The organism is Bacillus sp. OTU530 (genome assembly GCF_038440375.1).
The window spans coordinates 1-22,451 of sequence record NZ_JASATP010000072.1; the positions used below are offsets into that span (position 1 = coordinate 1).

The 22,451-nt window shown below is 42.0% G+C and carries 21 protein-coding genes and 1 pseudogene; 6 read left to right on the forward strand and 16 right to left on the reverse strand.

Annotated elements, in window-relative coordinates; all coding sequences use genetic code 11:
• From AAHB12_RS28640 to AAHB12_RS28650, 3 genes and pseudogenes are all read right to left on the reverse strand, one after another.
• Positions 1-675, reverse strand: a pseudogene (locus AAHB12_RS28640) (transketolase); the annotation flags it as partial.
• A 274-nt stretch (positions 676-949) separates the two neighbouring features.
• Positions 950-1,189, reverse strand: coding sequence for a DUF896 domain-containing protein (locus tag AAHB12_RS28645; RefSeq protein ID WP_129731883.1), 240 nt, complete (start codon positions 1,187-1,189; stop codon positions 950-952).
• A gap of 46 nt (positions 1,190-1,235) precedes the next feature.
• Positions 1,236-1,892 carry a YneB family resolvase-like protein gene (locus AAHB12_RS28650; RefSeq protein WP_129731885.1) on the reverse strand — a complete coding sequence of 219 codons (657 nt, stop codon included), beginning with the start codon at positions 1,890-1,892 and terminating at the stop codon, positions 1,236-1,238.
• Between the two features lie 125 nt (positions 1,893-2,017).
• Here AAHB12_RS28650 and lexA point away from each other — a divergent pair, with 125 nt between their 5' ends.
• Complete coding sequence (gene lexA / locus AAHB12_RS28655; RefSeq protein WP_129731887.1) at positions 2,018-2,638, forward strand: transcriptional repressor LexA; 621 nt, start codon at positions 2,018-2,020, stop codon at positions 2,636-2,638.
• Positions 2,639-2,793: 155 nt separating this feature from the next.
• On the opposite strand, the gene AAHB12_RS28660 is transcribed toward lexA, so the two are convergent.
• The 5 genes from AAHB12_RS28660 to hflX all read right to left on the reverse strand — a co-directional run bounded on the left by AAHB12_RS28660 (position 2,794) and on the right by hflX (position 9,163).
• Entirely contained in the window at positions 2,794-3,261 is a 468-nt protein-coding gene (locus AAHB12_RS28660; protein WP_129731889.1) for a hypothetical protein, read from the reverse strand.
• Positions 3,262-4,657: 1,396 nt separating this feature from the next.
• Positions 4,658-5,992: a type I glutamate--ammonia ligase gene (glnA, locus tag AAHB12_RS28665; protein ID WP_129731891.1), complete on the reverse strand. Its 1,335-nt coding sequence runs from the start codon at positions 5,990-5,992 to the stop codon at positions 4,658-4,660.
• A gap of 56 nt (positions 5,993-6,048) precedes the next feature.
• Positions 6,049-6,405, reverse strand: coding sequence for a MerR family transcriptional regulator (locus AAHB12_RS28670; RefSeq protein WP_129731901.1), 357 nt, complete (start codon positions 6,403-6,405; stop codon positions 6,049-6,051).
• A 210-nt stretch (positions 6,406-6,615) separates the two neighbouring features.
• Entirely contained in the window at positions 6,616-7,896 is a 1,281-nt protein-coding gene (locus AAHB12_RS28675) for a methionine gamma-lyase family protein (protein ID WP_342048555.1), read from the reverse strand.
• On the reverse strand, positions 7,889-9,163 hold the full coding sequence (hflX, locus tag AAHB12_RS28680; protein ID WP_342048561.1) for a GTPase HflX: 1,275 nt from the start codon (positions 9,161-9,163) through the stop codon (positions 7,889-7,891). The genes AAHB12_RS28675 and hflX overlap by 8 nt, the downstream gene beginning before the upstream one ends.
• Before the next feature lie 101 nt (positions 9,164-9,264).
• On the opposite strand from hflX, the gene AAHB12_RS28685 reads away from it, so the two are divergent.
• Complete coding sequence (locus AAHB12_RS28685; protein ID WP_129731897.1) at positions 9,265-9,876, forward strand: trimeric intracellular cation channel family protein; 612 nt, start codon at positions 9,265-9,267, stop codon at positions 9,874-9,876.
• 483 nt (positions 9,877-10,359) lie between these two features.
• Here the strand turns inward: AAHB12_RS28685 and AAHB12_RS28690 are convergent, their stop codons facing one another.
• Positions 10,360-11,505 (reverse strand): RNA-guided endonuclease InsQ/TnpB family protein, encoded by a 1,146-nt coding sequence (locus AAHB12_RS28690; RefSeq protein WP_342048556.1) that lies wholly within the window; start codon positions 11,503-11,505, stop codon positions 10,360-10,362.
• Between the two features lie 9 nt (positions 11,506-11,514).
• Positions 11,515-11,688, reverse strand: coding sequence for a helix-turn-helix domain-containing protein (locus AAHB12_RS28695; protein WP_342048557.1), 174 nt, complete (start codon positions 11,686-11,688; stop codon positions 11,515-11,517).
• A gap of 200 nt (positions 11,689-11,888) precedes the next feature.
• Between AAHB12_RS28695 and gpmA the strand changes: the two genes are divergently transcribed.
• The 3 genes from gpmA to sspL all read left to right on the forward strand — a co-directional run bounded on the left by gpmA (position 11,889) and on the right by sspL (position 13,214).
• Positions 11,889-12,680 carry a 2,3-diphosphoglycerate-dependent phosphoglycerate mutase gene (gpmA, locus tag AAHB12_RS28700; protein ID WP_342048558.1) on the forward strand — a complete coding sequence of 264 codons (792 nt, stop codon included), beginning with the start codon at positions 11,889-11,891 and terminating at the stop codon, positions 12,678-12,680.
• Between the two features lie 246 nt (positions 12,681-12,926).
• A complete protein-coding gene (locus AAHB12_RS28705) occupies positions 12,927-13,061 on the forward strand; it encodes a hypothetical protein (protein ID WP_281278873.1) in 135 nt (44 codons plus the stop codon).
• A gap of 15 nt (positions 13,062-13,076) precedes the next feature.
• Positions 13,077-13,214, forward strand: coding sequence for a small, acid-soluble spore protein L (gene sspL / locus AAHB12_RS28710; protein ID WP_129726717.1), 138 nt, complete (start codon positions 13,077-13,079; stop codon positions 13,212-13,214).
• Positions 13,215-13,273: 59 nt separating this feature from the next.
• On the opposite strand, the gene spoVK is transcribed toward sspL, so the two are convergent.
• Positions 13,274-14,227 carry a stage V sporulation protein K gene (spoVK, locus tag AAHB12_RS28715; protein WP_129726718.1) on the reverse strand — a complete coding sequence of 318 codons (954 nt, stop codon included), beginning with the start codon at positions 14,225-14,227 and terminating at the stop codon, positions 13,274-13,276.
• Positions 14,228-14,321: 94 nt separating this feature from the next.
• On the opposite strand from spoVK, the gene AAHB12_RS28720 reads away from it, so the two are divergent.
• Positions 14,322-15,317: a tyrosine-type recombinase/integrase gene (locus AAHB12_RS28720; RefSeq protein ID WP_129726719.1), complete on the forward strand. Its 996-nt coding sequence runs from the start codon at positions 14,322-14,324 to the stop codon at positions 15,315-15,317.
• Between the two features lie 27 nt (positions 15,318-15,344).
• On the opposite strand, the gene hfq is transcribed toward AAHB12_RS28720, so the two are convergent.
• The 5 genes from hfq to mutS all read right to left on the reverse strand — a co-directional run bounded on the left by hfq (position 15,345) and on the right by mutS (position 22,380).
• A complete protein-coding gene (gene hfq, locus AAHB12_RS28725) occupies positions 15,345-15,569 on the reverse strand; it encodes an RNA chaperone Hfq (protein WP_129726720.1) in 225 nt (74 codons plus the stop codon).
• 25 nt (positions 15,570-15,594) lie between these two features.
• Positions 15,595-16,545 carry a tRNA (adenosine(37)-N6)-dimethylallyltransferase MiaA gene (gene miaA, locus AAHB12_RS28730; RefSeq protein WP_129726721.1) on the reverse strand — a complete coding sequence of 317 codons (951 nt, stop codon included), beginning with the start codon at positions 16,543-16,545 and terminating at the stop codon, positions 15,595-15,597.
• Positions 16,546-16,962: 417 nt separating this feature from the next.
• Complete coding sequence (locus AAHB12_RS28735; protein ID WP_129726722.1) at positions 16,963-17,739, reverse strand: ABC transporter ATP-binding protein; 777 nt, start codon at positions 17,737-17,739, stop codon at positions 16,963-16,965.
• A gap of 150 nt (positions 17,740-17,889) precedes the next feature.
• Entirely contained in the window at positions 17,890-19,767 is a 1,878-nt protein-coding gene (mutL, locus tag AAHB12_RS28740) for a DNA mismatch repair endonuclease MutL (protein ID WP_342048559.1), read from the reverse strand.
• A gap of 3 nt (positions 19,768-19,770) precedes the next feature.
• Positions 19,771-22,380, reverse strand: a complete 2,610-nt coding sequence (gene mutS / locus AAHB12_RS28745) for a DNA mismatch repair protein MutS (protein WP_342048560.1) — start codon at positions 22,378-22,380, stop codon at positions 19,771-19,773.
• Positions 22,381-22,451 lie beyond the last annotated feature (71 nt).

Below are 22,451 nucleotides of genomic sequence, written 5' to 3' on the forward strand. Positions count from 1 at the left end.
CGCAGCAACATCCATTCCGTCTTCTACACGAATATATTGCCAGCCGTATGCTTCGTAACGGCCTTTTACACTTTCAGAGAAGGAACGATCTAAATCGCCATCCAAGGAAATATCATTGGAATCATACAATACAACCAAACGGCCTAAACCTAAATGCGCCGCCAAAGAGGATGCTTCAGCAGAAACACCTTCCATTAAGTCGCCGTCTCCGCAAATTACGTATGTATAATGATCTACTACGTTGTATGCTTCTCGATTATATTTTGCAGCTAAGTGGCGCTCCGCCATAGCCATACCTACAGCTGTAGCAATCCCTTGTCCAAGTGGTCCTGTTGTACAATCTACGCCAGGAGTATGATCGTATTCTGGGTGTCCTGGTGTTTTGCTTCCCCATTGACGGAAGCTTTTTAGATCATCTATCGTTACATCATAGCCAGATAGGTGAAGCATGCTGTATAGCAACATGGATCCATGACCTGCAGAAAGTACAAAACGGTCACGGTTAAACCATTTTGGATTGCGCGGATTGTGATTCATAAATTGTGACCATAATGTATACGCCATTGGTGCTGCACCCATCGGCATCCCAGGATGTCCTGAGTTTGATTTTTCAATCGCATCAATGGAAAGCGTACGAATTGTATTGATAGAAAGTTGTTCAATTGAATGTGACATAGTTTTCTCCCTTTCAAAAATAATAGACAATTAACACACTCTATATGATAGCTTGCCACACTTAATTATACAACATGTATTGGCAATATTTATTGAAAAGACATTATAATTTTTCAAATATAACAAAAATTACAGAAATTCATACAGTACCAAAAATACAGTCTATTTGTAATTTCAAGGCTAGTATCCTTGCAAGAAGCACCAACTAAATACCACTTTTAGCCTGGTTCTCTCAATCTCTCATGCAAAAAGAGACGAGTTTCCTCGCCTCTTTTTAGTGCAACATGCTTTTTCCTTGCTGCTTGAGCTTCTTTAATTTCCCAGGAGTAATATCATTTCCTTTATCATCAACAACTTTTACAGACTTTAATTGATCTAACATATGCCCACGGAAGGTTTGCAAATACTCTTTACGAAGTTCCTGCTGTTCTTGCTGCTCCTCCTTCGTTAATCCTTCCGCTTTTGCTTTATTAGCTAACGCATTAATGCGACTTATTTTTTCAGGACTTAACATAGTTCCTCTCTCCTTTTCTAAGCACTACGTACCCATCTTATACTAGTTATTTTGAGATATCAAGCTGCTGCTTCATATACTCTGTGTAGCGACGGTGCACCGTTGCTTTGGATACATCGTGGCCGAATCCCCTCAGCGTTGCCGCAATTTCCGCAAATGTAAGCTCATTGCGACGCAAGCGGACAATCTCTTCAATCGGTACTTCTATTTTATCACGCCCGCTGTTTATATGCTGATTCTTTAAATTGCGTTCTGGGCGAAAGCCATTATCGACAGCGCGTCTCATTCCTCTTTTGATTTTGGCATTATGAATCTTCCGCTGATATTCCTCGACAATCCCGATAATTTCAAGAACCATTGAATCCGAATCAGATAACTGCAATTCCCCGTTATGTGTGTGCGTATACACAATTACGCCTTCCTTTCGCAAGCAATGCATGAGTGCGATTTTTGCATTCCCTCTGCCAAGACGCGTTTCATCCTGAATTAACACTGCCTCTGCCCGTTGTTCTTTAATTGTATCCAGCACTTCCAAAATACCTTGCCGATCTATTTCATAGCCGCTCGCTTGCTCTTCCACCACACCGACAACTTGCATGTTATAAGCACCGGCAAGCTCCCGCAGCTCTTCTTTTTGTCTCTCTAAAGATGTTTCCTGCGCTTCTTTTTTTGTGCTTACGCGCGCATAAATAATTGCTCTCATCCGCTCACTCTCCCTCTCTGTACAGTATATCATACTATACCCAACTGTTCGAACTTACGTTTGTGAAAACAATCTTTTCATGCTATAATGAAATAAAAAGCTCTTATACAAAGCGAGGTGTAAATATGGAAAAACTATCAAAAAGACAGCTTGATATACTCAACTTCATCAAGCAAAAGGTACAAGAAAAAGGGTATCCGCCTTCTGTACGTGAAATTGGGCAAGCGGTTGGTCTTGCTTCTAGTTCTACTGTACATGGTCACTTATCGCGTTTAGAAGAAAAAGGGTATATTCGACGCGACCCAACAAAGCCTCGCGCCATCGAAATATTAGGGGAGGATGGACCATCCACCGTAATGAAATCCGTTGTACACGTTCCGATTATCGGAAAAGTAACAGCAGGTCCGCCCATTACAGCTGTTGAAAATATTGATGAGCATTTCCCATTGCCGGCCAATTTAGTTCCCGAAAACGATTCTGTTTTCATGTTAAAGATCGCTGGCGACAGCATGATTGAGGCAGGAATTCTCGATGGCGACCTCGTTGTCGTTCGCCAGCAAACATCCGCCAATAACGGAGAAATTGTGGTAGCAATGACAGAGGAAAACGAAGCAACAGTAAAACGTTTCTATAAAGAAGCGGAACACTTCCGCCTGCAGCCAGAAAACTCTTCACTGCAGCCGATTATTTTACAACATGTTTCCATTATCGGAAAAGTCATTGGCGTATATCGAAATATCCATTAAAAGAGCTTCCAAGAGCTCTTCTTTTTTATTATTCCAAGAAATCTTTTTAACTATTTTAATATTTCTATTTTTCAGATATTATCCATCTTCTTTCTACACATGCGTTTATATAACAAAATTTACCATTTAAATCCCTGAATATCAATCATTCTTTTTCACTGACAAGCTTGCCTTTCTAATTTGCATATCCATTTGTAATATTTAAGCAGAATAAAAAAAAGTACAGGATCCACTAGTGCTGCGTGCCACAATCTCCACCACCCATAATGAAAGTATCCCCACGGTTCAGGAAGTAACGTGATGGTTTCATACACTAAAACACCTAGTGTCCAGACAACAATATACACAACCTTTTTCCTCATTCCATATTCAAACGGATATCCATTCAAAAACATCATGTTAACAGGTGAAATCAATACTGTATGCGGAAGAAGCCCTAGCCAATCTGCCCCTTTGTCAAAATACCAATAACCATAATACTTAAATTCTAACATAAAATCAAAGATGCATTGGAACGCAATTGTAAATGTCCAAATATGAACAACTTGATTTGTTGTTAGCCTTTTATTTAGCTTAAAGGCTAGGATATTAAATACAATGATTGCGATAATACATCCTATCATTAGATTCTTCCTTTTTTTCTTAGTATACGCCATGTGGCTCATTACAATACATTGCATCCCTTTTTAATGCAAAAGCAAAAAACAGCCAAAAACCTTCTTAATATATAGTGATATCTAAGGTTTACGGTCCGAACTCCTTAATTAAATCGTTCATTATAGGATAAGCATTACTGCACCGAGAGTAATTACAGCACCGCCAATCATTGTATTTTTAGAAGCTTTCTCTTTTAAGATGATGAAGCTGAGAATTATTATAATAACAGCACTTCCCCTAACAAAACTTGCAGCGACTGGATCAAAAAAGCAGATAAAACGACAGTAAGCGACCTCGTCTATCCATACTGGAATGACAAGGTCGCTTACACTATTTCCTCATTCATTTTTTCGAAGTCCTTTCCATGCTTTTCTCTTTAAGAGAACCCCTCCTTGACTCGAGATTTGTTCAAAACTCATGTCTGGGTTCCTACCCGGTCTATGTAATTAAACCTTCGCCTTACTTACTTCATTGGAATCACCTTTTCCTTAGTTAGGTTAGCCGTTTCCCATGTACATCCCTGTACATTTCGCCTTTCTCTATTTTACTAAACTCACATCCTTTTCTGATGTTTTTGATTCGTTTGTATTACTTGTCTTTATCATACATCTTAAGTCGAATTTTGTAAATACTAAAGATTATAAATTTTCTAAATATTCTTATTATATGTGAATAAATGGCAGCTGGATAAGAACAGCCTAAGACGAAACAGCTCAAGATAAATAATAGAATGTTTATGGCAGATGAAAGAGCAGTGGACAATTACATATGAAGTTTCTTTTTTATGTCACTAAATCTTACTAAAAACATATCACATATGTCCTAAAATAAGGTACAATCTAAATGTAGAGCTACAAAACAAAGGGGGAATATGAAAATGGAGAAAATAATTGAACGTAGTCCCGCTGTTAAACTTTTGGAGAAACATTGCCCTAGTTGTGAAAAGAATACTCAACATGAGTGTAGCAGCTGGCATCCTAGTGATCTCGAAATGCTCCGTGTATTCAACGCCCGCGCAACAATAACGACCTGTAAAGATTGCGGGGAAGCATCTTTACAGACTGAATTTCTTGATGGATTGCTTTTACGCTGATTTTTGATAGATAGATAGATGGAGACGCTGGAAATAGCGTCTCTTTTTTAGTTGCCCTCTCTCAAAGGTCCTATGCACTAAGCTTGAAATAATTAGCAAGATCCATATGGCGAGCCTAGCCCTTGGGTGAAGACACAGAGGCGTAGTTGCACTTATACTTATATTTTATTCCTAGAATGTCTCACTACGTCGAATAGTCCCCTGGCTAGAAATTTATGCTTAAATTATAAAAAAAGCCCCAACCCCAGTAGGGCCAAGGCTTTTCGTTTTTAATATACGCTCATATACTGATCGCGTTCCCATTGGTGAACTTGTGTGCGGAACATATCCCACTCAATTTCTTTTGCTTCAATGAAATGCTCAAGCAAATGCTGTCCTAACGCGTTGCAAATAACCTCATTTGTTTTCAAGTTGTCGAGCGCTTCTGCCAATGTAGCCGGTAAGTCTACAATACCTGCTTTTTCGCGCTCTGATTTTGTCATCACATAAATGTTGCGGTCTACTGGAGCCGGTACTGCAACTTTATTTTTAATGCCATCAAGACCAGCAGCAAGCAATACTGCCATTGCCAAGTATGGATTTGCAGCAGGGTCTACACTGCGCACTTCAACACGCGTGCTCAAACCGCGAGAAGCAGGGATACGAATTAACGGACTGCGGTTGCGAGCAGACCAAGCTACATAGCAAGGTGCTTCATAACCAGGCACAAGTCGCTTATACGAGTTTACTGTTGGGTTTGTAACCGCAGTGAAGCTCGTTGCATGCTTTAATATACCAGCAAGAAAATGACGGGCAACTTCGCTTAATTGTAATTCGCTGCTTGGATCATAGAATGCATTTTCATTGCCGCGGAATAAGGATAGGTTGCAGTGCATACCGGATCCATTCACTCCAAATAACGGCTTCGGCATGAACGTTGCATGCAAACCATGTTTACGAGCGATTGTTTTTACAACAAGCTTAAATGTTTGAATATCATCACAAGCTTTTAACGCATCAGCATATTTAAAGTCAATTTCATGCTGGCCTGGCGCTACTTCATGGTGAGATGCTTCAATCTCAAATCCCATTTCTTCAAGCTCAAGCACGATATCGCGTCGGCAGTTTTCGCCTAAATCTGTTGGCGCAAGGTCAAAATAACCGCCGTTATCATTCAGCTCTAGAGTTGGGTTGCCCTTTTCATCTACCTTGAAAAGGAAGAACTCCGGCTCTGGTCCAAGGTTGAAGTGCGTAAATCCAAGCGCTTCCATTTCCTTTAAAATGCGCTTTAAGTTATTGCGTGGATCACCTTCGAATGGTGTACCGTCTGGATTGTAAATATCACAAATCAAACGGGCAACTTTTCCTTTTTCTGGAGTCCAAGGGAAAATAACCCAAGTATCTAAATCTGGATATAAATACATATCCGACTCTTCAATACGAACAAATCCTTCAATTGAAGAACCATCAAACATCATTTTGTTTCCTAATGCTTTTTCTAACTGGCTAACAGGAATCTCAACATTTTTGATAATGCCTAGAAGATCTGTAAATTGCAGGCGTATGTACTTTACATTTTCCTCGTTTGCGATACGAAAAATATCATCCTTTGTGTACTTTGCCATCGTTTCCTTCCTCCTAATCCCTAGCATTTTATGTAAAACAAATAGCAATTCCCATATTAATGAAAGAATCGAGACATATCTCCTTGGCGCATTGAGGTTCGATTAAATCGACCTGCTTGCTGAAGCTCATCGCGAAGAAGCTTGCGCAACTCTGCATCAGACAATTGCTTAGGTATTTCCTGCTGCACTGCTGGAGCAGGCTGTACCTGTGCCTCGGTATCCTCTTTCAATTGTAGCACCTGCTTAATACCAGCTAAGTTTAAGCCTTGATCAAGCAAGTCCTTGATTTCAAGCAATTTATCAACATCATTAAATGAGAAAAGCCGACGATTGCCCTCAGTTCGGACAGGTGAAATTAAATCATGCTCTTCGTAATAACGAATCTGGCGGGCGGACAGCTGCGTCAAATTCATGACAATACCGATGGGAAACAATGGAGTAGAACGCCGATCATGTGTGTGCACTTCGGTTCCTCCTTCGCCTTATAACATATCTTTATTTTATAACACGCTATGTAACATGTCAATTAATGTTACTTTTTGTGATACCTTCCAACAGCGTGTCTCTTCCCATCGCGCCCTCTGTTATCATATGCATTTGGCTTCATTTTATCCTGCTTGCTTCTATGTCGTTTGCTCTAGCTGCAGCAATCCTTTTTGCAAAAGTTCATCAATGGCAGAACAAATCGCAATTTTTACATGTGAGTAGGTAAGTCCGCCTTGGACATAGGCTACATATGGAGGGCGAATCGGACCATCTGCCGATAGTTCGATGCTTGCCCCTTGTATAAATGTTCCTGCCGCCATAATCACATCATCCTCATAGCCCGGCATATAGTTGGCATATGGTTTAAAGTGTGAATTGATGGGCGAGGCATATTGAATAGCCTGACAAAACGCGATCATCCGGTCTGCATCATCAAATTGAACAGACTGAATGAGATCAGTCCGCGGCGTATCCCAGCGAGGTGATGTATTCATTCCAAGTTCCTCTAAAAATGCAGCTGTAAACACAGCGCCCTTTAAGGCCTGTGCGGTCACATGCGGCGCCAAGAAAAAGCCTTGATACATTTCCTGCAGGCTATACAGCGATGCACCTGCTTCTGCTCCGATGCCTGGAGATGTTAAACGGTAGGCGCACGCCTCTACATACTTCGCTTTCCCAACAATATAGCCTCCTGTTTTCACAATGCCACCGCCAGGGTTTTTAATAAGCGATCCGGCCATTAGATCCGCGCCAACGTGACATGGTTCAATCTCCTCGACAAACTCTCCGTAGCAATTGTCCACAAATACGATAACGTCAGGCTTAATGCTTTTTACAAAATCAATCATCTCTTTAATTTCGGTCACCGTAAATGATGGACGAGTTGCGTAGCCCTTTGAGCGCTGAATACCAATCATTTTAGTCTGCTCGCCAATTGCTTCTTTGACAGCTGGCAGATCGACTTTTCCTTCAGCAGTTAAATTGACAGCACGATAGCCTATTTGAAATTCTTTAAACGAACCAATGCCTTTTCCTCGTATCCCGACAATTTCTTCTAACGTATCATACGGTTTTCCCGTAATATACAGCAATTCATCGCCAGGACGTAAAATACCGAATAATGCGGTAGAAATAGCATGCGTTCCCGAAATAATTTGCGGCCTTACAAGCCCTGCTTCTGCGCCAAATACGTCTGCATAGACCTGTTCAAGCGTATCCCGTCCAATATCATCATATCCGTATCCTGTTGTCGGAATAAAATGCGAGTCACTTATTTTATGCTGACGAAAGCTCTCAAGCACTCGAAACTGATTGCTTTCGGCTACTTCATCCATACCTTTATGTACTGCTGCAATCTGTTGCTCTACTTTTGCTACAATCGGAGCTATTTTCTCTCCGTACTGAAATCGATTAAACATCCGTTTTCTCTTCCCCTTTTCTTGCTGTATATCTTTGAATCTGTCCATTCAGTGGAGAGTTCGGGAATACATATCCCTTGCACGTATATGTATGTTCCTCTTCATCAAACACCGTTTCCTGTAAAACACTATCTGTCTTTAATAAATGGAGCAGGCGTCCTTCCGTTGCAGGAACAGAAACATGGTACGGCTTCATAAGCTGCAGCATATCCCGTTCAATAGCATGGCGCAGTCTCTCCAAATCTTGTTGCTCAAACGCACTTATTACAATATGTTCTCCCTTCGGAGACGGTAAAAAAGATGGATGCTGCACATCTTTTTTGTTGTAGACAGTAAGGGATGGAATTTTCTCTACCTCAAGTTCATGCAGCAGCTCCCGCACTGTTCGCTCATGACCAACATAATTCGCATCTGACGAGTCTACAATATGTAAAACAAAATCTGCTTCATTCACTTCCTCGAGCGTAGAACGAAATGCCGCAACAAGCGATGTCGGCAAGTCCTGAATAAATCCGACCGTGTCCGTCAAAAGCACCGTATAGCCGCATGGCAGCTGCATTTTGCGTGTTGTCGGATCGAGTGTGGCAAATAACAGGTTTTCTTCAAATGTATCCGCTGCTGTCAGTCTGTTAAACAGCGTCGATTTTCCAGCATTCGTATAACCAACAAGCGAAATCTGAAACGTGCTGTTTTGTTTACGACGTTCGCGGTAACGAGAGCGATGCTCAACAATCACAGCGAGCTGCTGTTTAATTTCATTAATACGCGAGCGGATATGACGGCGATCCGTTTCTAGCTTTGTTTCCCCTGGACCCCTTGTCCCGATACCGCCCCCAAGACGGGATAGTGCCTCTCCTTGTCCAACAAGACGCGGGAGCGCATACTGCATCTGTGCAAGCTCTACCTGCAGCTTCCCCTCTCTCGATTTCGCACGCTGAGCGAAAATATCCAAAATCAGCTGCGTCCGGTCAATTACTCTCGCATCCAACTCCTTTGACAGGTTGCGAATTTGGCTCGGTGTTAACTCGTTATTAAAGATAACGATGTCCGGCTCGAGTTCATCTACAAGAGCTACAAGCTCCTCTAGCTTTCCTTTACCGATATATGTAGCAGGGTGAAACCTTGGGCGCTTTTGCGTTGTCGTAACGAGCACCTCAGCTTGTGCCGTTTTAGCGAGCGAAGCAAGCTCTTCCATTGAATATGTAAACCGTTCTTCATCATCATGCGGCAATTGACAACCGACTAAAATTGCTTTTTCTTTCAAAATATCTTCACTCTTTCTTTTCGAAAGTTCAACCTTCTACTATAATAGCAGAGGAGGCATTATTCATCCAGTTGCTTATCACATAAGGGGAGAGGATTTTTAACGTGACTTGGGAAATTTTCGGGATTATCGGAACGATCGCTTTTTCTATCAGCGGCGCTATTGTTGCCATGGAAGAAGAATATGATTTGTTTGGCGTGTATATTTTAGGCATGGCCACAGCATTTGGCGGTGGAGCGATACGCAACCTGTTAATAGGATACCCGCTTGATGCATTTTGGAAACAGGATTCCTTATTTCAAATTGCACTTTTATCTATGACTATCATTTTCTTGTTTCCAAATAAACTTATGAAGCATTGGAAGCGTTGGGAAAATATTACTGACGCTATTGGTCTGTCCGCATTTGCCATTCAAGGGGCATTGTATGCACAGCAATTACACCTGCCAATCAGTGCGACAATTGTAGCGGCGGTCTTAACAGGAACTGGCGGCGGCATGCTGCGTGATATTTTAGCAAAGCGCAAGCCGCTCGTGCTGCGTGCAGAGGTATACGCGCTTTGGACAATCCTTGCGGGCTTTGCCGTTGGTTCTGGCATCGTTCATACTGCGGTTGGTATGTACGGATTATTTGTTCTCATTGTTGTCTGCCGGATGCTATCTGTGCAGTACAACTGGAAGCTTCCGCATAAATCACTTACGAATCAGCCGTATTAAGACAAGCTCCAAAAGCTGATACAACCTATTTTTAGAAGGGCACTGAAAACTAACAGTCAGTTCCCAAAAATGTATGAAAAAGACGACATTTCACTCATGTCGTCTTTTTTCTGCACATGTTCTACTTGTAATTGTTTATGTTTTCTCCATCAGTTGTTGGATGCCATCAGCAGTTATTTCCTCCCGCGAGTTCAATCGCTCCTTGATTTGTGGATACTCGCAAAGATCCGCTTTCTTCTCCATATCCTTTACGAACTTCTGGCAATACACGATTATAATATGCGATTTTACACATAATGAGATTATGCATTACCTTCCACAGTGAACTACCCACCACTTATCCGCTGCGCGTCTTGAAGTGGGGGCTTCGAAAGACAAACAACATCTTTCTCTTTTATTACTACTTCACTCACAAACCTAACGGTTCATGTCCATAGTCTTGAATTTGCGGCGTTCCTACCGCTATTTGGAAACTGATACACATTATGCAGACAACACGCCCATTTCCTTCAAAACATGAGTACCGTATCGCTTGAGGTTAAGTGCTGCATTATAATCTCTATCAGTTTTTGTCCCACATTCGGTACAGTTGTATATCCGTTCAGACAAAGTGAGTGTATCTTTCTTGTTTCCGCAACAACTACAAGTTTTGCTGGATGCAAAATATTTGTCAGCAACCAGATAATGTTTGCCTCTTCTTTCACATTTATATTTTAGCATCGTACGAAACAGCCCAAATCCGTTGTCATGTAACTTTTTCCCTAAACGTAAGCATTGTGCCAGGTTTCGTAAATCGATATCTTCTACCACAACAGCCTGATAATCATTGGTTATCTGATTCGTCAACTTGTGGAGAGTATCTCTTCTTTTATTTTTTACCTTTGCCATGACCTTTTGGTATTTACGTACTTGTTTTTGATAATTCTTACTATATAGAATATTGCCGTTTTCATCTGTTTTCGCATGGTTCTTCTTACGAGCAAGGGATTGATTCATACGCCGTTGTCGGTTTTCCATGATCTTATGGTATCTTGTATAACCGGCAATGTGACCATTGCTATCTACATACAGTTGTTCCTGACTATAATCTAAACCTATTACATCATCAGGAGATAGATCCTCTTGAGGTTGGGGTACCTTGAACGGATAATCGATGGACAAGGAGACCATATATCGAGTTCCCTCACGCTTTACCGTTGCCTTTTTAATGACACCATCCTCCGGAACATCTCGATGTAGAATCATAGAAATTCCTTCTTTGAATTTTGGAATACATAAGAAACATTCTCCGTTTTCTTGTCTTATTTTTATATTTCCGTTTGTTTGGTTTGTCGTGTAGCTTAACTTACCTTGCTTTTTACTATGGAATTTAGGTACACCTTTGATGTCTCGAAAAGTAGGAATATAACCTATGGTTTTCATTTTTTTACGTACAGACTTTTTATACTGCATAGGCTTTTTCGCATATTCCTCATTGTATTTCTGAATCGCTTCTTGAAACCTCATTTTCGCATCATTGTAGACAAAAGAATCATTACTTTTATCTAAATAATCGTACTGAGCAGTAATTGTCGTATAGGAAGGAACCTGATAACGAATAAAACCACCTGCAAATCCAATCCCTTCCAAATGTTCATACTAACCAGCTATATATACATTGTAAACCTTTCTCTCACACCCAAATGCTCGTTCTAGGCGTATCGCTTGTTCTTCAGTGGGAACAATAGAAAAACGAAAACCAGAAGTGATCCAACCATCTGGTAAAGATTTTTTTGTTCCTTTTATATAAGTTCCATCTTCCCTAGTTGCCATGTTCAACACCAACTTCCATGTATTGGTAATAACATTATAACGAATGTGCGTTCGGTTCTCAATAACCAACTACAAAGAAGAGAAAAAATAGCCTTACGCCTACTGAAAATTCATCCCCCACCTACTCATTTGGGCTACGCCCTTCACATTCCTTGAGGAAGGGGACTTCTTTTCAGAAAATCTGTTAAAAGGAGATTCTTATGATCAAACTCGTACTCATCCGCCATGGGCAAAGTCTATGGAACCTCGAAAACCGCTTTACCGGCTGGACTGATGTAGACTTATCGGATAACGGACTAAACGAAGCAAGAGAAGCAGGCATCATCTTAAGAAAAAATGGATATACGTTTGACGTGGCTTATACCTCTGTTTTAAAAAGAGCGATTCGCACCTTATGGATTATTCTTCATGAAATGGATCTCGCTTGGGTTCCTGTCCATAAATCGTGGAGATTAAACGAACGCCATTACGGTGCACTGCAAGGTCTAAATAAAGCAGAGACCGCCGCAAAATACGGGGAAAAACAAGTGTATACATGGAGAAGATCGATGAACATTAGACCGCCTGAACTTGATAAAAATGATCCAAGATATCAGTATTCAGATCCTAGATATAAGAATGTGAAAAAAGAGGAATTTCCTCTTACCGAAAGTCTTGCGGATACAAAAAAACGCGTTTTGAAATACTGGGATGAAGCAATCGCACCTGCATTAAAGGGTGGACAAAGAGCCATCATCTCAGCCCACGGAAATACACTGCGAGCCATCATTCAATATCTGGATCAAATGTCCGAGGATGGGATTGCCACCTTAAATATCCCGACAAGCATACCGCTTGTATATGAATTTGATAATACTTTAAAGCCAATCCGGCATTACTACCTAGGTATGGATGGAGAAATGGCTCCGGGAATCATTCCAAAGCATATCCCGTCTGAACTGCTTGATAAAGAGGAAATTGCTGATTTTCATATCAATTCCTGGGAAGAATAAGACTCTCTAACCCTATTTATGGTAAACATGCCCCAGTTTTATAAATTCTTATCTTGCCAAGAAAGCAGTTCCTTTGTGAAGGTTGCCGGAAAGGTCCTTACTTTGAGTAAACAAAGAAATTTTTATAACTATACAAATAAAGAAGTTATTCGTCTGTATGTTAAATGAACTTTTTCAGTTCCCTCATTTTTAGAGATGTTTTTTCCTACAAAGTGTAAATACTATAGGAGCAAGGGGGTGCAGACTATGACCAATCACGTTAATAAAGGAAAACAAAAAAGCTCAGTAAGACAGTCCGGCAATGCATTTGATTCAGATCGCGCGAAAAGCGAGAAAATGGAGCGCCATCACCAGCTCCGCCAGCAACGTGAGAACGACTAGGAGAGGAAGATTACAATGGGAAAAAAACAAAAAAATCGTGGCACCGTTCAAGGAACTAGCGTAAACCCGCAGGGCCTAACGCCGGATGAAGCATCACGCGATCCAAAAACTGCTCTTGAAAATCGTGCTAAAAAAAGCAATACAAAAATCTAAAACACGAAGCCGCGGCTTCGTGTTTTTTTATTGCCTCTTTGTGAGAAAGAATATGCCTTTTATAAGCCATGTGCTTCTTCTTCGAACGATAAATCTGCACCCGCGATCGTCAGCAAATCATGTTTATCATACGAATCTTGGAGCAGAAGCCGCATCGCCTGGGAGCGAACCGACTTTTCTACAATGTTCCGCACATACCGCCCGTTGCTAAACGCTGTAATGGCAGAAGAATATTTCACTGCATTGAGATGATCTCGCAGCTTCCATTCCGCTTCCTTGGACAATTGGTACTCTCTCTCTTCATACATCTGCTTCCCAATTTCAAGCAGCTGATTGACTGTATAATCCGGAAATTCAATGATAAATGGAAAACGGGATTGAAGCCCTGGGTTTAAGGAAAGAAAATGATTCATCTCCCGTGAATACCCAGCTAATATGAGGACAAAATCATGCTGCTTATCCTCCATATGCTTGACGAGAGTGTCAATTGCCTCTTTGCCAAAATCCTTTTCTCCTCCTCTCGCCAATGAATACGCCTCGTCAATAAATAGAATGCCTCCTAGCGACTTTCGAATTAAATCACGCGTTTTTTGTGCTGTATGACCAATATATTCCCCAACGAGATCCGCACGCTCAGCCTCTATGAGGTGCCCCTTAGATAGTACGTTCATTTCAAATAGAAGTTTCCCAATAATACGCGCAACGGTCGTTTTTCCTGTTCCAGGATTTCCTTTAAAAAGCATATGCAGCACTTGCTTCTCTGCCTTAAGCCCTGTTTCCTGCCGCTTTTTGTTCACGTAAATCCAAGCATAAATTTCCTTAATAATAGATTTGACCTCGTTCATCCCAACGAGTTTGCTCATCTCTTCCTCTATTTGCTTTAGCATTTCATGCTTTGGGGACGGTTCCGTCAATATCGACTTTGGCGGCGGAACAGGGGCGGGCGCTTTGGTTCTCGTATTTAACACAATATTAATTTGATTATTATTTTTCTTCCGAATGGACTGTTCCATATAATCACCCCTAACCTTTTAGCACTCTCCTAACAATTCAACATTTATGCAGCATTTTCTGTTATAATTTAGAAAAAATATAATGGGTGGTGAGATGTTGGAGACAAAGCGAATTCAAAATGATGAATTGCTCGATACGATTCGTACATTTGCTGCTTACCTAACGAGTAAGGGCAGAAAGCAATCCACCATTAAACGTTACATGTACGATATCGAGGACTTTATCCACTGGCTTGAAAAAAAAGAAAAAGCTTCTTCTAACAATATATGGGCATCTCTATGTACAAAAGACTACGAAAATTACTTTTTTGAATTAAAAACGATTCGTCATTATTCCGAGAAAACGATACATCGCGTGTTCATCGTTCTCAATCGATTATATCAATTTTTCCAGTTATCCAATCCTGGGATGAAAAACCCTTTGAAAGAGATGGAAATGGTGATCCAACCAGACCGCGCACTGCGCACGTCTGATTTTATTACAGAACAGGAAGAGCATCGTTTGAAGAATATCCTTTCGTCTCTTGAACATTTATCGGAAAAGCAACTGCCGGCCCGTTCTTTACTAATTGACCGAAACATCAGCATCATTACGTTGCTTCTTGATTACGGATTATCTTTACAAGAGCTCATCTCATTAAATATGCACCATGTTCATTTTGAAACAAACACGCTCTCCATTCCGCCTGTTTCCGGTATCGCACGTACGATTACCCTTACCATCCAAGACAAAAAACAGCTCTACAAATACTATAAAATCATCCCAGAACCGGTTCGTCCAAAGTATCATTCTGATGATCCACTGTTTGTCGCATTTGACTTTAATCGCAATACGTACCGTTGGGTATATGAAAACGATGCCCCTAAGGCCTTAACCGAAATTGCTGTACAAAAGATGATTCGCCAGGAGGTTGCGCGTGCAGGATTGCGAAAAGGAATCTCCGGCCAGCACTTCCGTAATACATTTATTCTCAGACTCATTGAACAAGAAGTGAGCGAACAGGAGATTATCAAGCGAGTAGGCTTTAAAACGAAGCTCTCTCTCAAACGATATTACGATTATGCAAAAAAAAACCCTCTTACTGAATAAGAGGGTTTCCTTATGTATACATGTATCCTATTCAAGCTCAATAGATACATTTTTTTGCGGCATGAATGTAGAAATCGCGTGCTTATAAATAAGCTGTTGCTTTCCATCTGTTTCCAGTAACACTGTGAAGTTATCGAAGCCTTTAATCAGACCGCGAAGCTGGAATCCATTTAGCAAGTACAGCGTTACAAACGTATTATCCTTGCGGAGTTGGTTTAAAAATTGGTCTTGGATATTGATAGATTGCTTCATGTCGAATCCTCCTCTTTTTCTCTACCTACGTATTATTCGCCTTTAACCGTAGGTTTCCTTCTACATAGCTGAAAATTTCTTCCTTTTTTTCGCCCTCTGTCATGTCAAACCATGTAACATCCATTTTATTGCGGAACCATGTTAACTGACGTTTTGCGTAACGCCTTGAGTTTGTTTTTAAAGCCTCTACAGCTTCCTCTAAGGTTGTTATCCCTTCAAAGTATGTATACAACTCCTTATATCCAATCGCTTGAATCGATTGACAATGACGCAAGCCCTGATCATACAGTGATTTAACCTCCTCGAGCAAGCCCTGCTCCATCATAAGATCGACCCGTTGATTAATGCGATTGTACAGTTTGTCCCGCGCCATTGTCAGACCAACAATAGCGGTGTCATATAGCAAGATTTGCTGCTGCCCTTCTAACGTTTCGCTCATCGTTTTTCCTGTTGTATGCAAAATCTCGAGTGCACGAATTACGCGGCGTACATTGTTTGGATGAATGCGTTCAGCACTTTGCGGATCAGCATGCTTTAGCATATCGTATACCGCCCCTACTCCATCCGTTTCTGCTAATCTTTCAAGGCTTTCGCGGTACGCCTCATCTCCCGGTGATTCTGAAAATTGGTAATCATACAAGACAGACTGTATGTACAGCCCTGTCCCGCCTACAATAATCGGCAACTTACCCCGTTTTGAGATATCATGAATGTGCATTCGTACAAGCTGTTGAAACTCTGCTGCCGAGAACGGTTCATCGGGGTCGCGAATGTCAATCATATAATGAGGAATTCCTTCCATTTCCTCTTTCGTTACCTTCGCTGTGCCAATATCCATCTCTCGATACACCTGCATAGAATCGCCGCTTATAATCTCACCATCGAATGCCTTTGCCATATCAATGCTTAGCTTCGTCTTACCGACCGCTGTCGGTCCGATAATGACAACGACCTTTTCTTGCTGTATTCCTCCCATATGGCTCCACTCTCTTTTTATATAAAGTTGTACATCTGATTATTATACCCAATTTCTGAAGTTTTAGAAGAGAAAAAGTATAAATTCCCCAATATGGTACATGAAATTTCATAAACAGACAGGCAGGCTCCCGTTATTTAAAAACGAATCTTTATTTCATTAATGGGACAGTATACCAAAAGAACTCTGTTCTATTTGGTATACTCTTAAAATCTTAATTCAGGGTAAATCACAGAATGATGCCAACTTATGGAAGAAAACATATGCTTGAAAAGGGTGGAATATCAGCTAAACAATTTGAAAAATTGGTTTTTATCTACTGTGGGGAGTTCAATATCAGGAGCTATACTTTCTTCAAACAAAAAACAGAATAAGCGCCCTATCTTGCAGGCTTATTCTGCTTTTCGCATGGTTTGGTTAGAGACTTGCAACAATCCACTTTCTATTTTCGCGTTCGTGCACCTCAACCGGAACGCCAAAAAAACGGCTTAATGCCTCAGCATCCAGCACTTGTTCTGTAGCACCCGTTTCAAATATCGTTCCTTCCTTGAGAAGAAGTGTATGCGTAAAGCATGGAACGATTTCTTCAATATGATGCGTTACATAAATAAGCGTCGGCGCATCGGGCTTAGAAGCGATGTCAGAAATCATGGCGAGCACCTGCTCGCGCGCCAATAAATCAAGACCTGTACATGGCTCATCCAAGATTAAAATATCTGGGGAAGCCATTAACGCTCTTGCGATTAATACCTTCTGCTGCTCTCCTTGCGAAAACGTATGATATTGCCTTCCAATAAGCTTTTCACATCCAAATAACACAAGCAGCTCCCGCGCCCTTTGTTCATCGTCTGCTTCTACCCCGTCATAAAGCCCAATCGTTGCAAATTTGCCGCTCATCACAACCTCTTCCGCTGTTTCATGACCGTAAAATCTTTGCTGCAAGGACGAACTGACAAGACCGATGCGCTTTCGGAATTCCGGCAGCTTAACCGTTCCATACCGTTGTCCTAACACTGTCACCGAACCAGTAGATGGCCAAATATAACCCGTTAAAATATTTAAAAGCGTCGTCTTTCCGGAACCGTTCAAGCCGACGAGGCACCAGTTCTCACCGCGATTAACTTGCCATGAAACATCAGTTAGAATTTGCTTACCTTGTCTAACCCACGAAATGTTTTGTAAATCGATGACCATAGAAACCCCTCTTTTTTCAACAAATTATGTATACATATTCCAAAACACTGCTATATTAGCCATTCCGTATGTTGTTTGTGCCATCTGCCCATTTTTGTGCAGTTTATGGAACCAATCCCCTATAAACAAAGGATTGGTTCTTAGTATTTATCACATTACCCTTTTAAACATCTTCTCCAGCTCATACGTTGAATGATGCACAAGAATTGGTCTGCCATGCGGACATGTATATGGGTTTGTTGTCTTACGCAAGTCCTCAAGCAACGCAAAAATCTCATCATTTGTAATATATTGATTTGCTTTAATAGAAGCCTTACAGCTCATCATAATCGCCGCTTCTTCCCGCAGCTTACGGATATCAACCCGCTTCAGTTTCAGCACCTGCTGCATCATTTCCTCAATAACTTCAACCTCTTGTCCTTTCGGAAACCATGTCGGATGCGAGCGCACAAGAAAGCTTTGATGGCCGAATGGCTCTAAAAACAATCCAACCTTCCGGAGCTCTTCCAGCTGCTCCTCAAGCCGCAAAAACTCGGGCAATGAAACATCTATACGGTACGGAACGAGCAGCTCCTGCACCTCAGAAGCAACCTGTCCAACCTTCTCACGAAAATATTCATAGTTGATTCTCTCCTGCGCCGCGTGCTGATCGAGTATATACAACCCTTGATCATTTTGAGCCAAAATATATGTGCCGTGCATTTGTCCGATTGGATATAGAGGAGGCAATTCATTTCCTGTTTGTGGCGGACACTCCTCGAACATCCCATCGTCGGCTCTTTCTAGCTCCTCTGCCATAAGCGTATCCTCTGCATCTGCTTCATACTGGATCTCCTCTTGTACAGCAGCTTTAGGGTGGATATATTTCTGCTTCTCTACCGCTGCCTCCTGCACAATAGGCGCAGCAGGCGGCTTGTACTCATTGACAAATGTACGAGTCGGAAGAGAAGCGGCAGGGGCCCCATGATCAAATTGAAAGGTCTCCTGCACACTTTCTTGTTTTATTTTTTTATTCGTTGTCACAGATGCATCGGGAATCAGCTGCAGGTTATGAAACGCCTGTTGAATCGCTGTTTCCATCAATTTTAAAAGTTCAGCCTCCTTGCTGAAGCGTACCTCAAGCTTTGCCGGGTGAACATTCACATCTACAAGCATCGGATCCATTTCGATTGATAAAAAACCAATCGGATACCGCCCGATTGGGAGCAGCGTATGATACCCTTGTTGAATCGCCTTTACTAGCGAAAAGTTCTTTACATAGCGTCCGTTGACAATCGTTGAAATATAATTTCGTGATGCCCGCGTAAGTTCCGGGAGTGCCATATAGCCTGTTATCGTAAAATCAAGCGACTCCGCTTGAATTGGAATCATTTTTTTCGCTGCCGCTACACCGTAAATGGCGGCTAACACTTGCTGAACATCGCCATTTCCAGACGTATGCAGTAGCTTTTTCTCATTATGAAACAATCGAAAAGAGACATCTGGATGAGACATCGCAAGGCGATAGACGATATCCGTAATACTGCCTAGTTCGGTATTAATTGTTTTCATATATTTTAAACGGGCCGGTGTGTTAAAAAATAAATTGCGAACCGTAATATCGGTTCCTTTTCGACTTGCCGCCTTTTCAAGGCGCATCACCTCGCCGCCTTTAATGACGAGATGCGTCCCTGCAGTATCCCCCGTACTTGTTATGAGTTCTAATTCACTAACAGATGCGATGCTTGGCAGCGCCTCGCCGCGAAAGCCAAGCGTACGGATGCGAAATAAATCGTTTTCGTCTTGAATCTTGCTTGTCGCGTGACGATCGAATGCCAATAGGCAATCATCTTCCGCTATACCATCGCCGTTATCAAGAATGCGAATACTCGACAAGCCTGCCTCCTCAAGGTGAATCTCAACTGTTGTACTATGGGCATCGACCGCGTTTTCAACGAGCTCTTTTACAACAGAAGCAGGGCGTTCTACGACCTCGCCCGCCGCAATGAGATTGGATAGCTGTTCGTCAAGCTTTCGAATTTTCCCCATGTTTTATCCCTTCTTTAGCTTTTTTTGCAGCTTGTACATTTCATTCAATGCTTCAAGCGGCGTCATGTCTAATAAATCCATTGTTTGGATTCGGTTCAATATCTCTTTTTCCTGTGAAGAAAGAGCATTCATTTGCACTGCAGCCGGACGTTCGTTTATAGAAAAGAAGGAGAGCTGCCCTTCCTTTGCAAGCAATGATTCCTCCTGCTGAACAGGCGGTGCATTTTCACGTACTTCCTGCCCTTCTAGTGATTCGAGCACATCCTTTGCACGTGCAATGAGCGAGGATGGAAGACCAGCAAGCTCGGCAACATGAATACCGTAGCTTTTATCCGCTGCCCCTTCTTTAATCTTATGAAGAAATACGACCTTGCCGTTTTCCTCAATTGCAGAAACATGAACATTTTGCAGCTTGTCCAACTGATCCGCCAATATCGTCAGCTCATGATAATGAGTAGAAAATAATGTTTTAGCCCCGATATGATGATGAATATATTCAATAATCGCCTGCGCCAATGCCATACCATCATACGTGGATGTTCCGCGCCCAATCTCATCGAATAAAATCAGGCTTCTGTGCGTCGCATTTGCAATTGCATGCTTTGCCTCAAGCATTTCGACCATAAATGTACTTTGGCCCGAAATTAAGTCGTCCGCAGCACCGATACGTGTAAAAATTTGATCAAAGACCGGCAGAACTGCCTCTTTCGCTGGTACAAAGCAGCCGATTTGCGACATGACCGCAATCAGCGCCAGCTGCCTCATATATGTGCTTTTCCCTGACATGTTCGGACCTGTAATAAGGAGCATATTCAAGTCCTCACGCATCACGCAATCATTCGGCACATATGTTTTCTTCTCCAGCACCTTCTCAACGACAGGATGACGACCGTCAATGAGAACAAGCTCCTGGTTCGCACTAAGCACAGGTCTTACAAACTGTTCCTCTTCGCTCACTGTCGCAAAGCTTTGAAACACATCCAGCTCGCTAATTGCTTTCGCAAGCTGCTGCAGCTTTGGAATATACGCTTTTACCTGCTCACGCAGCTGCAGGAATAAATCATACTCCAATTGAACAATTTTCTCTTCCGCTTCTAAAATCATCGCTTCTTTTTCCTTCAGCTCATCGGTTACAAAGCGTTCAGCATTCGCTAGTGTTTGCTTACGCTCATATCGTCCCTCTGGAAGAGAAGAAAGATTGGCACGGGTAATTTCAATATAATAACCAAAAATACGGTTATAGCCGATTTTCAGTGACCGGATGCCCGTTAGTTCACGTTCCCGTTTTTCCAAGTCAGCAATCCACGTTTTTCCGTTCTTGCTAACATATCGGTATTGATCAAGCTTTTCATGATAGCCATCCTTGATGATATCCCCATCCTTCACTGATAATGGCGGATTTTCTTGGATGCTTTTTTCAAGCAGCGCAGCCAGTTCCTCACACGGGTCAACCCCCCGCATAAGTTCAAGTATATATGGATTATCCAATTCTCCCATAAGCTGTAAAATCCCTGGCACTTGCAGGAGCGAGCGCTTGAGCTGAAGAAGATCTCTTGCGTTGACATTCCCATACGCTACCTTTCCGGACAGCCTCTCTAAATCATACACCTCTTTTAATTTTTCCTTTAAATCCTCACGAATGAAATAGCTGTTTACAAACGTCTCAACCATACCGTGGCGCTGCGCAATCTGCTCCTGACGCACGAGCGGACGCTCCATCCATTGCTTAAGCATGCGGGCTCCCATCGCTGTTTTTGTTTTATCAAGCAGCCATAGCAAAGATCCCGCCTTTTCCTTCGTACGAATCGTTTCCGTCAGCTCGAGATTGCGCTTTGAATGCACATCCATTTTCATAAAATGGTTGCTTTGATACATCTCTACTGGCTGCAAATGATCCAACGAACGCTTTTGCGTACGCCAAACATAACGAAGCAAGCGTCCGACCGTCTCGATGAGCTTTGTTTCCGGCAGATCCTGTGCGACATGCTCCAAGCCTTCCGGAATCGATGTGTCTTCCTCGTAGGAAATTGTAATTTTCAAAAGATCGGTCAACTTCTTCAGTTCATCTCCGGAAAATAAAGAGCTGACGACAACCTCCTTCGCCCCAAGTCCGTGCACTTCCAACAGCACGTCCTCCATAGAACCGCGCAGCAACGTGACCGTATTTTGTCCCGTTGTTAAATCGTTGCACGCTAGACCATAGGAACCATCTTCAAAGCCTGTAATCGATACGAGAAAGTTATTCTCCTTCTCATCAAGAGAGCGTCCCTCCATCATCGTGCCGGGTGTAATCAGCTGCACAACTTCGCGGCGCACAACCCCCTTAGCTGTTTTCGGATCCTCTACCTGCTCACAAATGGCAACCTTATATCCTTTTTCAATCAGCTGCTCTATATAATTTTTAGCGGAATGATACGGTACCCCGCACATTGGAATGCGCTCGCTTCCACCGCCATCACGGCTTGTTAGGGTAATTTCCAATTCATGCGCCGCCTTTACGGCATCACCAAAAAACATCTCGTAAAAATCTCCGAGACGAAAAAATAAAAAGGCATCTTCATAGTCTGCCTTAATTGTTAAATATTGCTGTATCATAGGCGTATACTGTGCCATTTCAATCCTCCGGCTTTCTAGTTTCCTCATGTATTTCATCTTATTATAACATGTTCTCAAATATAGGGTAC